The sequence below is a fragment of the Gilvirhabdus luticola genome, from assembly GCF_040117515.1.
GTDB lineage: Bacteria > Bacteroidota > Bacteroidia > Flavobacteriales > Flavobacteriaceae > Gilvirhabdus > Gilvirhabdus luticola.
In genome coordinates this window covers 177,947-190,410 of record NZ_JBEEEN010000005.1, presented here as the reverse complement: position 1 = coordinate 190,410, position 12,464 = coordinate 177,947, and the positions used below count along the sequence as shown (strand labels likewise).

Genomic DNA, 12,464 nt, shown 5'->3' with positions numbered 1-12,464 from the left:
ATGTTATTCTGTTTTTAATCGTTCTTGTTCTATCGTTTCTGACAATCGCTTTGCAATAATGGGTTCAACTAATGTTTTTCGTTTATTGGTCTTGACAAAAGGATAAAGTTCAAGCTCATCTTTCATCTTATCATTTGGGTTTTTGTGTTTGTTTGTACCGAGCAATATGTCTTCACCAATATTAAACTGCTCCTGTTCTTTTGCAGCACTTTCTTTGATTTTCTTTTGAATAGTGCCTTGTTTTAACTGATGCAAAAAACCTCCGTTTTTCTCTATGTCTTTAAAAAGCAATAAAGCTTTTTCTGCTAATTGGCCTGTTAAAATTTCAATATAATATGCACCATCTGAAGGATTATTTACTTTATCAAAGTAACTTTCGTTCTTTAAAATCAACAACTGATTTCTAGCAATGCGTTCAGCAAACTCATTGTCTTTATGGTAAATGGCATCGTAAGGTAAATTGCAAATAGTATTGGCGCCACCAAGTATCGCACTCATGCATTCTGTTGTTGTACGCAGCATATTCGTATTGTAATCGTAAAGGGTTTTGTTTCGTCTTGTTGGTGTAGCGAAAATAAAACACTCTGCATTGAAAGCAAATTCTGAAGCGAGAGTTCTATAAAGAAAGCGAAGTGCTTTGAGTTTTGCAATTTCGAAGAAATAGTTTGAGCCAATTGAAACATTAAAGATAACTTTTAAACGTTTCCATGTCATTTCATTCCTCGAAATGACAGTATTATTTATATGATTTAGGTATTCATTGACATGAGCCATAGCATAGGCTAATTGTTGAACCATTGTTGCGCCTGCATTTTGATAAAGCGAATTGTCTATAGATAAGGACAGTGTATTTTTTATACTATTTTCAAATTGAATATGGTCTTCTTTAAGGCTCTGATACCAATTTCCTGTTTTGGTAAGATTGCCAATAATGTCTGTTTGAATATGGATTAAATTATTTGTTGAGATGCTAATCTGCTTGACATATTCAGAGTCTAAAAATTGTAAATCAAAATGAATTTCTATTAAAGCTGTATCTATATGAGATAGCAAATCATTTATTGAGACAGTTCTATTAGGAATAATAAATTTAATGCTTTCTGCTCCCTTATCAATAGCACTTAAGGCTTTTCTATTTGCTGTTTGAGCATCACTAACAAAAATGGATTGGCATATTCTCCATAAAGAATTATTGCCAGTACTTTGTAAAGTGTTTTCTAAATCTTCTTTATTGTAGAAAGGTTTAACATGAATACCTTCGTTTGAATCCCAGATTAATGTTTTATTATAATCGGCACCTTTTAAATCGTATTGTATTTTCTGTTTCCATTGCTTTGTAGAAACCTCATTAAACTCGCTGAATAAGCTACTATTCATCTTCTTTTGTTTTTAAACTATCTTCATATTCAATAATATATATCTCTTCATTTTCGCGTTTCATGTAATATTCTTCTCGAGCAAATTTCTCCAATCCTTCTTCAGTACTTAATTCTTTTATAGCTTTTCTGTCTTTTTCAATTTCTTTTTTATAGTATTCTTTTTCATTTTCTAAAGCTTCAATTTCATTGTTTAATTCGTGATGTATAAACCAGGAATTACTGTCAAAAAACAACATCCAAATCGCAAAAACAATCAGGATTAATACAAAAACATTTTTAAAAGGTCTTAAATATTTCTTTTTATTGACTTTTGAATTTGACATTTATAATTTTTCGTTAATAATAGTTCTAACAATATCTACAGCTACATTATTGTATTTGTTGTTTGGTATTATAATATCTGCATATTCTTTCATTGGTTCAATAAATTGCTCGTGCATAGGTTTTAGTGTATTTTGATAACGTGCTAAAACTTCATCAATATCTCTTCCGCGTTCAGAGATATCACGTTTTAAACGTCTAATGAGGCGTTCGTCACTATCTGCATGAACAAATATTTTGATATCAAACATATCTCTTAACTCTGGATTAGTCAAAATTAAAATACCTTCTACGATCATTACTTTTCTTGCATGTGTTAATATAGTGTCACCAGTTCTATTATGTTTTACAAAAGAATACACCGGTTGATGAATAGGATTGTTATTTTTTAATTCTTTTAAATGTTGAACAAGCAAATCAAAATCTATAGATCTTGGATGATCAAAATTTATTTTGATACGCTCATCATAACTTAAATGAGATGTATCTAAATAGTATGAGTCTTGTGATATAACACCTACTTCTCCTTCTGGAAGTTCATTTAATATCTGGTTAACAACGGTAGTTTTTCCACAACCAGTACCACCAGCTATACCTATGACGAGCATAAAAAAGGTTTTTTGAACTGTACAAAGTTAATTAAATGGATAATGAATATGGGAATGATTGTTTGTTTTTCAATTTCTGAAACTTCTTCTTCGGTAATCATTTTATCATTTGTATTGCCCCAAGTGTTAGTTATGTAATTCATTACATCTGCAATTTCAGAATCGAGCAATCCTAAATTATCCATAACACTATTGTATGTTTTTCCATTAACAACTATTTCTCCTTGCATACCATACTTAATGCTTTTAATGCTTTCAATACGTTTCTCCATTAAAAAGTCAGATTTAGCCAAAGGAGGAAATGTATCTGGTACACCTTCTCCATTAGGCATGTGACAAACAACACAAAAAAAAATCCTGATAGATATCTTTGCCTCTTAAGATGCTATCTTCCTCTGCGTTTTGACAATGGATTTGAGCAAAGCAAATTGTCAAACTATAAATACAAATAGTTAAAAATAGTTTCATAAGGACATTTAATTTGGGATTATTTTATAAATGCCTTTGCCTTCTACTGCAATATATATATAGTCATCTGGTGCTTGAATCACATTTCTTAACCTACCAATACCTTCAAATAGCTTTTCTCGTTTTACTACTTTATTATTTTTTAGAACTAGACGTTCTAAATATTGGAACTTTAGAGATCCTGCCAGAACATTTCCTTTCCAATCAGGATATTTATCTGAAGAAACAATAGCCAAACCACTAGGAGCTATGGAAGGTACCCAATAAAATAATGGTTGTTGCATTCCTTCTTTTTCTGTTATATCAGTAAAACTAGTACCACTATAGTTTATGCCATAAGAAATGACAGGCCAGCCATAATTTTTCCCTTTTTGAATAATATTAATCTCATCACCACCTTGAGGACCATGTTCGTGTTCCCAGATTTCTCCTGTAATAGGACTTTTAACTAACCCTTGAGGGTTTCTGTGTCCATAACTAAAAATAGCTTTTTTAGCATTCTGAACGTTTATAAAAGGATTGTCTTCAGGTATTGTACCATCATCGTGTAGGCGATAAATTTTACCGTTATCACGGGTAATATCTTGTGGATTAACATCACGTTCTCCACGGTCACCAATAGAAAAATAAAGGTAACCATCATTATCAAAAGCAATGCGCGAACCAAAATGTTGCCCTCTGGTTGTGTTAGGGCTTGCTTTGTACAAAACTTGACTGTCAGTTAATGAGTCATCAATTAATCGAGCTCTCATAATAGTTGTATTACCACCATTTCCTTCACCTACAGAAGATGCATAAGACAGATATATCCAACTGTTATCTTTGTAATTAGGATGCAGTTTTACATCCATTAGTCCACCTTGACCGCGCACATAAACTTCAGGCATACCTTTAATATTGGTTTTTTCTCCATTTTTAAAATGAATTAAATTGCCTGACTTTTCTGCAATAAGCATACTACCATCAGGTAAAAAATCCATACCCCAAGGAATGGATAGGTCAGATACCACCAATTCAGTAGTATATTGAATATTTTTAGGATCTTCTGCTTTAACTGAAGATTCAGTTTGTTGAGCACAAGCCGAAAGAGTTGTTAAAACTAATAGTATTAATGAATAAATTTTTCTCATAGCAAAAAGATAATATTATAGATTGTTGCTAAAATTAAAGGAAATAATTTAAAAATTATAAATAACATTAAAACCTGCATAATAATTTATAGGATTTCCAGGGTAATAGTATCTTGGAGCGCTTCCATTAAAACTATTAGCATTTATTAAGATTTGTGATGCATATTTTTCATCAAAAATATTATTTAAACCATAAAACAGATTGGCTTTTATTTGTTTATAAATATTAAACTTGTAACCCAGCTTAAAGTTTGTTAGTTTATAACTGTTTGAATATAAACTGTTGCCATCAGTAATTGGCATGCTGCCAATATATTGAAAGTTAACATTTCCGTAAAGACCGATTTTGGAATCGAAATCAATTACAGCATTAAATACATCTTTTGGGACTCCTGTTAGCTCATTACCAGAAAAATTATTGTCTTCATCAATAAATTCTTTAAAAATATAATCGTTGAAAGTGTAATTAATTAAAGAGCCAAGTGTAAAGAATCCCTTGTTAACAATATTATATTGTAAAGAGACTTCCAGGCCATCATGCTGTGTTTTTCCTGCATTTATGCCAATATATTCGTCTTCTGCAATACGCCTTGAGACCAAAAGATTTTTAATATCCATTCGATAAATTGCCATATTAAAAAATAGTCTATTATGTACAATTGAACCTCTAGTGCCGACTTCAATGTTCCAACCAGTTTCAGGCTTTAAATCTCTATTTATTTGCCCATTTGGCATTAAAGTCTCTGATAATGTGATAGGAGAGAAACCATGTGATGCATTGGCATAGATAACTGAATTCTTTGAAACTTCTTGTGATATTCCAAATTTTGGTGATACAATCCCTTTAAACTTAAATGAACCTGATTGATCTGGATCATTAGGTGAAATTACAAACTTTTCATTTAATTTGTAAGACGTCTGGTTGTAATTAATACCTATAGAAAAAACCGTACTTTTAGTTAAGTTGTAATTCGTTTCAAGGAAAACATTAACATGAGCTCTTTTTTCTTTAAAATTGGTTAATTGATTTCCCTTTACACTACCTGTTCCTGCAGGAAAATCTTCATAAAGGTTTTCAAATGTGGAATATTTATAATTATCATTAAATAATTCAGTACCAAGAGTCCAATTTAAATCATTGTCAAATAATATTGTATTTCCTATGATCCTGCTACGCATACCAATAGCCAATAGATTTTCGTCTAAAATATCAAATGGTCTAGGCTCGTAGGCATTTCTGAAGGATGTAAAGATACTTGTAATTTGTTTTAAGTTAGTGCTGTATTTGTGATTCCAGGCTATGCCAAAAATACCACGCTTGGAATCTTCATAACCTTTGGATTGAGCCCAAGTGAAAGCCGCAGAAGATGGATTATTTTTATAGCTACTTTCATTTAATGAACTAGGTATGTATGCAAATAAATCTACATAACTCATTAAAAAAGTTAGATCATTATTTTCTCCTAGATAAAAGTTCGAATTAAAGTTGAAGGTTTGTCTTTTGTACTCATTGTTTTTTCTATAACCATCACTATTGGTATTGCTGTATATCCCACGAAAGCTTCTTTTTGGAGCACCTATGTTAAAATTGATAAAACCTTTAGTAAATCCGAATGAGCCAAAAGAAAATTCACTATTAATGTTTGTCTGCTTCAAATATGCATTTTGTGGTATTAAGTGTATGGTGCCACCCAAGCCTGCACCATAAATACTGGAAGCGCCTTTGTCTATTTCTACTCTGGAAAAATTCATTAATTCAAAATCTTCAATGTTGGTTTCACCACTTCCGTTTGTCAATGGTATATCCTTATAGTAAGCTCTTATTTTAGCAGTGCCAAACAAGTTTCTGGAACCAATACCTCTTATTGTGATTCTATTGGTATTAAGTGCTCCACTTTGCATAAAAACACCAGAAGTTCGATTTAATGTCGGTGCGATATCAGTACTATTGCCTCTTTGTATATCTGCTGAAGAAAGCAAATTGACAGTTGCTACAGATTTTTTTAGTTGTTTAGGTATTTGATCAGAATTAATAATTACTTCATTCAACTCTAAAGGATTACTACTTAACTGAATTATTTGATAATTCTTATCAATCTGAATTATAATATCTATATAGCCAGATTTTTTTAAAACATAATTTTCAGGATTTGGAACTATGAACTCGCCTTGTAAGTTCGACAAATAAGTTTGATTGTCTTCAGTAGATGTAATGCTTACATTTGGTAGAGCTATACCACTTTCAATATCAACAACTTTTCCTTTATAGACTTCTTGGGCATTAACACCATCGGTTGTAATCATTATAATTACAAAAATGGTTTTAAAAACAAACTTCATGATATCTTCAGTTAGGGAATCTAAAATAAATTATAAAATTATAACTTATAATTTTATTTTTCCTTTCAGACTTTTTGGAGTAAATTATTTTATTACCTAGACTAAAATTTTTGAAAACAAGAAGAAATTGTATTGTGCAGCTTTAATATTTATCTATATTTGCAGTCCTGAAAAGATAACCAGAATTCGGGGTGTAGCGTAGCCCGGTTATCGCGCCTGCTTTGGGAGCAGGAGGTCGCAGGTTCGAATCCTGCCACCCCGACAATTTTAATAAACAATAAATATCAAAACCTTGGTAATCTTGTGATTATTGAGGTTTTATTTTATCAAATTTTACTCAAGAAGCGTTTGTAAATTATTTTTTAATTTGAAAGAGCATTATTAATTGCTGATTCAGCTAATTTTTCCATAATTAAATATCCCTCTTTATTTGGGTGAACAAGATCTTCTTCTGATGTATATTCAGGTACTTTTAAACCTCCTTTGTCATCCACCATTGACGAATAATAATCTAAATAAATAAAATTATTTTTATCAGCATAAGCTTTTAATGCTTTGTTAATTTTCACAATTATTGGAGCGGGTTCTAGTCCTGGCTTCCAAGGATAGTCAATTGCAGGTAAAATAGATGAAATAATTACTTTAATATTATTAGAATTGGCAATTTCGGCCATAGACTTAATATTTCCAATAATAGTTTCAATTGGTGTAAATCCAGTATTGCCAGCAATATCATTAGTGCCAGCAAGAATTACAACTACTTTTGGGTTTAAATCTACAACATCAGCTCTAAAACGCAATAGCATTTGTGATGTAGTTTGACCGCTTATACCTCGTCCTATGTATTCTCTGTCTTTAAAAAATTCTGGACGTATACTTACCCAAGCTTCAGTAATTGAGTTACCCATAAAAACAACACGATTGTTATTTTCTGTGTGTAAATTAAGTTCGATATTGGCTTTGTCATAACGTGTTGTGTTTGCAAAAACACTCCAATTTTGTCCAGACATATTATTAACTAATAGAATGGTGAAAATATAAAATATTGCCAATGACAAACGATTAATCATCATATTTAATTTTAAATTACATAAAAACATTTGTTAATCTTCGGTTTTAAATGTGGAAGCAGGTAGTCCCTCTTTATTATACAAGCTAGCTATTCCATTGTCACTCCAAGCGTAACGTGCATATATAGGTTTTTCAACTGACGAAGCAAATAATTCAATTGTGTTATCAACAATTACTGCTTCAGCAGGAACATATTTTTTGTTTGTGCCAGAAATTTCAAACCCTTCCAAATGAGAATGTATAGACATTAAACCCGAACCTATATGGTCGAATTCTAGTATTATTTTATTTCCAGAAATAGTGTGATTTTTATACAAGGGTCCCGCCGCAACCAGTTCTTTATTATAATCATTGGCCAAAGCTAACGCTGCTAACCGATTACCAACATCTTGTTTATTTGCTGGGTGGATATTCATGAAATTACCAATATCCATAGTAACAACCATTCCAGTATTTTTTGTGCTTAAACTCTTTCTTTGAGCATTTCTTAAATCCATCGATCCTTCTTTACCTAAAGGGCTCCCGTAATTATAAGGTGCAATTTGAACAAAGTAAAAAGGAAAATCTTCTTTCCATTTACTACGCCAATCAGATATCATTTTAGGAAATAATTTAGAATATTGCTCTGCTCTACCAACATTAGACTCACCTTGATACCAAATAGCGCCTTTAATACTGTATGGTATTAACGGATTAATCATAGCATTGTATAGAACACTAGGTAAATTTGGCCCCATTACCATGACTGTGGGACGATTATACAAATCAATATTATCTAGATCATAAATATAAAATTTGCCGTTGTATATTTCAGCTAAAGGTTGGTAACTCCACAAGCCATTTAAAGGAATAGTAACATTGTTTTTATTTGACGTCTTTAGATTACCGGTTATTATTCCAGGTCCCATAACGTCAATAGCTCTTATGGCAATGGTGTTTTTCCCTTTTTTAAGTAGATCTTTTGAAACTGTATAAACTCTTTCAGTTGTATGAAATCCAAGACCTAAATGACCACCAATTCTTTCACCGTTAAAATAAACGGCATCCATATCGTCAATAATTCCCAAAGAAATCTCATAATCCGTCGATATATCATCTATTTCAATTTCTTTTCTAAGCCATACAACACCATCAAATTCATAATCATTAAATTTATCAAATCTATTTGGTAATTCAATGGTTTCCCAATTATCATCCTTAAACTCATATTTGGAAATTTCCAAATCGTCAAAATTTATGGTATACCAATCTTCATTGGTTTGTGGTATTTGTACAGAATCTAACTTTGCATACCAATCTTCGGTACTTTGCCATTTTTCTGTATCCTCTAAAGCGGCAATAGATTCTTCAAAATCTCCCAGTTCATGTATAGATTTTATGCTGGTCCAAGCTTCAGCAACCGTTCCGCCCCAACTCGAATGAATAATTCCTATAGGTATATTTAACTCTTTATGTAAGCGTCTTGCAAAAAAATATGCCGTAGCGCTAAATTCCCCAACAGATTGAGGAGAACAAACATTCCAGTTTCCGCCAATTGAATCGACAGCTTTTAAACTAAAATTTCTTTGTGCATTAAACATTCTTATGGAAGGATAATTGGCATTAGCAATCTCCTCTTCAGAATTTTTTATGGGGTCGTTAGGCGGCCATCCTTTTACTGGCATTTGCATATTTGATTGACCTGACGCCAGCCACACTTCTCCTATCAATACATCGTTTAAGAAGATTGTTGTGTCTTTTGTAGTTACATTTACTTCAAATGGTCCGCCAGCTTCAGGTGTAAGTATATTAAGTTTCCAATTACCGTTTTGGTCAGTAATACCGGTTGACTTTTCTCCCCAACTGCCACTAACCGTAATTTTTTCGATTGGAGTATAAGTTCCCCAAAAAGCCACATCTTGATTTTGTTGTAAGACCATATGATCAGAAAAAAGTTGATTAAGTCTTAATTCTCCTTGTTTTGAATGCTTACAGGAAGCAATCATTAAAAAAGTAAAAATTAAGCTAAAACAAACAGATTTGTTTTTAATCATACTTTCAGAAATCATAATTATAAATTAAATTTTAAGGGTTTAAGGAGATAAAAATTACAAAATTTAATACTTTTTATGAATAGCTTTTTCAAATGCTTCCCAGTGTTCTTTTGTCATTCTTCCTGGTGTAAATAAACAGATACCTGCGGCTCCATTTTCCATAGATTCTCTAATGGCATCTTCTAATTCTTCTGGTAGGAGTCCATGATTTTCAGGATCGTTTTCTTTAGTTTTATTTGCTGGGTTGGGACAAATAAATAAACCGCTAATTACAGGTTTCTTATTATTTAGAGAAGTTACCGCTTCTTTAGTAACTTCTCCAATCCATTTAGTGTCTTCCAAATAGAAATCATTATAATTCATTGGGAAATATGCATCTAACGACCATTTATCCCATTCTTGTCTTACAATCTTTTTAGCTACAGAATTCGGTCCTGGAAAAACAGCTCCATTAATTTGCTTGCCTTCACTATGGGCTACTTCTGTAAGTAAGCTTACTATTTTTGTAATTAAATCATATCGAAATTGCTTCCATTCTTCAACTTGAGTAGGGTCTTCAACATTCAATATGTCAATACCAGATTTTTCTTTAAAATCGGAGGTACATTCATCACAATAGCAATAGTCGTAAGGAGGATATTCTTTATCCATTACCAAACCATATTTTTCCCATAGACCACGAGCTAAAATAACATCTGGAAAGCGTATATAATCTAAATGAATGGCATCAACTTCTTCAACAGCTGCAACTTTTCTATACATATTGCTTAAGAACTCTTGAGTTCCTTTTTTGCTTGGGCATAAAAAAGTATAATGTGGTACATAGGCTGGTTTATCGTAAGCAGATTCTCCATTTCTGTTAACAGCATACCATTCTGGTTTTAACTCATCTTTGTGCCCTTGAACCATTGTTGGAATCCAGGTATGAAAACCTAATCCAACAGACTTGGCAATTTTACCCACTCGCTTATAAACATCAGGATTTTGACCACCATTATACATCAACACATCGATTCCTTTTGCTTTTAAATCATTAAAGTTTTCTTGGATCTCTTTGTCGGTTGATTCACCAGGACCACCTAGCCATGCATATACTGGGATTTTATTTTGTTCTTTAGTTGAATTACATGAGAATGTCAATAACATTAACAAAATGCCAAACACCATAAAAGCATTATTATTGACTGTAATTTTTTGATTGGATCTAATATTTCTTGTCATTTTTTAATATTGTTTTAGGTGAAAAATTATGTTAATATGATACATCAGAATAATGAATAATAAAGGTAATGTGGCTCATTTATACATGCAATAAATTTCTACAATCAACCTGTTTGAAACGCTAAACGTTTATAAATTTCGGATTTATTAAACGAACACATTTTCTTATTGATACTTAAAATATTGAAAATAAGGAGTTAGAGAAATTTCAATTAGAATAGCAAGATATAAAGCCAAACAAATTTGTTTGGCTTTTTTATTTATTCAATTCTAATATAGTTTTCAGCGAGAAGAGGATTACCATCTTCATCTATTTCTATTTGTGTGAATTTATCTTTTTCTAAAATTAAATCAAAATTAAATGATTCTCGTTCGCTAATTACCGGATTCATTGTTTTTGAACCATAATCTAAAGCTTCAGTTAATGATGTGTCCGAATTTGTATAAGTGCCATACCCAAACCAATCATTAGTATCAGATTCAACAAATCTGCTCCACATGACTTTGGTTTTAGTATACATTTTAATTTGACGATACGATTTTGATGACATAATAGTATCGGTTATGCCGTTGTCACCATAATTATAATAGCTAACCAACTCCCAAACTCCTTCTAGCGTCAAATCATTAGATGATGCATCACTAGAATCAATCATAGTATTTTGTGCATATGTGTTACTTAAAAAAAGAAACAAGAGTGCTGTGCAAAGTAAAACCAAAGATTTTTTCATGATATTAAGATGTTTTGTGTCATAACAATTTACAAAAAAATTAAGTTATAATTAAATTATAGATTAAATATATTGTACTATAGTTAGTGTTAATAACTTCTCTGTAAGTTTTATGTTAAAAAAACTACTTTTGTTAGGTAATAAAATTTTAGATAAATGTCAGAAGAAATTGAAAAAATAAAATGCTTAATTATTGGTTCGGGACCTGCAGGATATACTGCAGCCATTTATGCTGCCAGAGCTAATATGAAACCAGTTTTGTATCAAGGTACTCAACCTGGAGGGCAATTAACAACTACAAATGAGGTTGAAAACTATCCTGGTTATCCAGATGGAATAACTGGGCCTGAAATGATGATAGAGTTTCAAAAGCAAGCAGAACGTTTTGATACGGATGTACGAGATGGTTGGATTACCAAAGTTGATTTTTCAGGAGAAATTCATAAAGTATGGGTTAATGACACTAAAGAGATCCATTGTGATACTGTGATAATTTCTACAGGTGCTTCAGCAAAATATTTAGGGTTAGACTCTGAACAAAAATATCTTAAACTAGGAGGTGGAGTATCTGCTTGCGCTGTCTGCGATGGGTTCTTTTATAGAAATCAGGAAGTTGTTATTGTTGGTGCTGGAGATTCTGCTTGTGAAGAAGCACATTACTTATCTAAACTTTGTAAGAAAGTTACCATGTTAGTTCGTAGAGATGAGTTTAGAGCTTCGAAAATTATGCAAGCGCGCGTAAAGAATACTGAAAATATTGAAATTTTGTACAATACTGAAACTGACGAGGTTTTGGGTGATGGGCAAGTTGTAACTGGTGTTAGAGTTTTTAATAACCAAACCAATGAAAAGCACGAAATACCTGCAACTGGTTTTTTTGTGGCTATTGGACATAAACCTAACACAGACATTTTTAAAGACTTTTTAAATCTGGATGAAACAGGCTATATAATTAATGTGCCTGGCACTTCAAAAACCAATATTGAAGGTGTATTTGTAAGTGGAGATGCAGCGGACCATGTATATAGACAAGCTGTAACTGCAGCGGGTACAGGTTGCATGGCAGCTTTGGATGCTGAACGATATTTAGCTGCAAAAGACTCAACATATGAAGTAACCACTTCAAATTATAATTAATATTAAAATAATATTTGTAAAAGAC

Annotated in this window: 11 protein-coding genes and 1 tRNA gene; 2 read left to right on the top strand and 10 right to left on the bottom strand. The window is 31.8% G+C overall.

Annotated features, from left to right (window positions below):
* Positions 1-3: 3 nt before the first annotated feature.
* From AAFP94_RS10270 to AAFP94_RS10245, 6 genes are all read right to left on the bottom strand, one after another.
* Positions 4-1,377: a methylmalonyl-CoA mutase subunit beta gene (locus AAFP94_RS10270; RefSeq protein ID WP_316662619.1), complete on the bottom strand. Its 1,374-nt coding sequence runs from the start codon at positions 1,375-1,377 to the stop codon at positions 4-6.
* Positions 1,370-1,702, bottom strand: a complete 333-nt coding sequence (locus AAFP94_RS10265) for an FtsB family cell division protein (RefSeq protein ID WP_316662618.1) — start codon at positions 1,700-1,702, stop codon at positions 1,370-1,372. Before AAFP94_RS10265 ends, AAFP94_RS10270 begins: the two co-directional genes overlap by 8 nt.
* Positions 1,703-2,308: a uridine kinase gene (gene udk, locus AAFP94_RS10260; RefSeq protein ID WP_316662617.1), complete on the bottom strand. Its 606-nt coding sequence runs from the start codon at positions 2,306-2,308 to the stop codon at positions 1,703-1,705.
* On the bottom strand, positions 2,296-2,640 hold the full coding sequence (locus AAFP94_RS10255) for a c-type cytochrome (protein ID WP_316662616.1): 345 nt from the start codon (positions 2,638-2,640) through the stop codon (positions 2,296-2,298). Before AAFP94_RS10255 ends, udk begins: the two co-directional genes overlap by 13 nt.
* Positions 2,641-2,784: 144 nt before the next feature.
* Positions 2,785-3,906 carry a PQQ-dependent sugar dehydrogenase gene (locus AAFP94_RS10250; RefSeq protein WP_316662615.1) on the bottom strand — a complete coding sequence of 374 codons (1,122 nt, stop codon included), beginning with the start codon at positions 3,904-3,906 and terminating at the stop codon, positions 2,785-2,787.
* A gap of 48 nt (positions 3,907-3,954) precedes the next feature.
* Complete coding sequence (locus AAFP94_RS10245; protein WP_316662614.1) at positions 3,955-6,246, bottom strand: TonB-dependent receptor domain-containing protein; 2,292 nt, start codon at positions 6,244-6,246, stop codon at positions 3,955-3,957.
* A 187-nt stretch (positions 6,247-6,433) separates the two neighbouring features.
* On the opposite strand from AAFP94_RS10245, the gene AAFP94_RS10240 reads away from it, so the two are divergent.
* Positions 6,434-6,508, top strand: a tRNA-Pro gene (locus tag AAFP94_RS10240).
* 100 nt (positions 6,509-6,608) lie between these two features.
* Here the strand turns inward: AAFP94_RS10240 and AAFP94_RS10235 are convergent.
* The 4 genes from AAFP94_RS10235 to AAFP94_RS10220 form a co-directional block, all read right to left on the bottom strand.
* Positions 6,609-7,319 carry an SGNH/GDSL hydrolase family protein gene (locus tag AAFP94_RS10235; protein ID WP_316662613.1) on the bottom strand — a complete coding sequence of 237 codons (711 nt, stop codon included), beginning with the start codon at positions 7,317-7,319 and terminating at the stop codon, positions 6,609-6,611.
* Between the two features lie 30 nt (positions 7,320-7,349).
* A complete protein-coding gene (locus tag AAFP94_RS10230; RefSeq protein ID WP_316662612.1) occupies positions 7,350-9,365 on the bottom strand; it encodes a sialate O-acetylesterase in 2,016 nt (671 codons plus the stop codon).
* Positions 9,366-9,413: 48 nt separating this feature from the next.
* Positions 9,414-10,571: a glycoside hydrolase family 10 protein gene (locus tag AAFP94_RS10225; RefSeq protein WP_316662610.1), complete on the bottom strand. Its 1,158-nt coding sequence runs from the start codon at positions 10,569-10,571 to the stop codon at positions 9,414-9,416.
* Between the two features lie 260 nt (positions 10,572-10,831).
* Positions 10,832-11,302, bottom strand: coding sequence for a hypothetical protein (locus AAFP94_RS10220; RefSeq protein WP_316662609.1), 471 nt, complete (start codon positions 11,300-11,302; stop codon positions 10,832-10,834).
* Positions 11,303-11,458: 156 nt separating this feature from the next.
* Between AAFP94_RS10220 and trxB the strand changes: the two genes are divergently transcribed.
* Complete coding sequence (gene trxB, locus AAFP94_RS10215) at positions 11,459-12,439, top strand: thioredoxin-disulfide reductase (RefSeq protein ID WP_316662608.1); 981 nt, start codon at positions 11,459-11,461, stop codon at positions 12,437-12,439.
* The last annotated feature ends 25 nt before the right edge of the window (positions 12,440-12,464 follow it).

Bases quoted from the DNA above. Each gene is read 5' to 3' on its own strand.
- AAFP94_RS10270 (WP_316662619.1), bottom strand. From the start codon at position 1,377: ATGAATAGTAGCTTATTCAGCGAGTTTAATGAGGTTTCTACAAAGCAA.
- AAFP94_RS10265 (WP_316662618.1), bottom strand. From the start codon at position 1,702: ATGTCAAATTCAAAAGTCAATAAAAAGAAATATTTAAGACCTTTTAAA.
- udk (WP_316662617.1), bottom strand. From the start codon at position 2,308: ATGCTCGTCATAGGTATAGCTGGTGGTACTGGTTGTGGAAAAACTACC.
- AAFP94_RS10255 (WP_316662616.1), bottom strand. From the start codon at position 2,640: ATGCCTAATGGAGAAGGTGTACCAGATACATTTCCTCCTTTGGCTAAA.
- AAFP94_RS10250 (WP_316662615.1), bottom strand. From the start codon at position 3,906: ATGAGAAAAATTTATTCATTAATACTATTAGTTTTAACAACTCTTTCG.
- AAFP94_RS10245 (WP_316662614.1), bottom strand. From the start codon at position 6,246: ATGAAGTTTGTTTTTAAAACCATTTTTGTAATTATAATGATTACAACC.
- AAFP94_RS10235 (WP_316662613.1), bottom strand. From the start codon at position 7,319: ATGATGATTAATCGTTTGTCATTGGCAATATTTTATATTTTCACCATT.
- AAFP94_RS10230 (WP_316662612.1), bottom strand. From the start codon at position 9,365: ATGATTTCTGAAAGTATGATTAAAAACAAATCTGTTTGTTTTAGCTTA.
- AAFP94_RS10225 (WP_316662610.1), bottom strand. From the start codon at position 10,571: ATGACAAGAAATATTAGATCCAATCAAAAAATTACAGTCAATAATAAT.
- AAFP94_RS10220 (WP_316662609.1), bottom strand. From the start codon at position 11,302: ATGAAAAAATCTTTGGTTTTACTTTGCACAGCACTCTTGTTTCTTTTT.
- trxB (WP_316662608.1), top strand. From the start codon at position 11,459: ATGTCAGAAGAAATTGAAAAAATAAAATGCTTAATTATTGGTTCGGGA.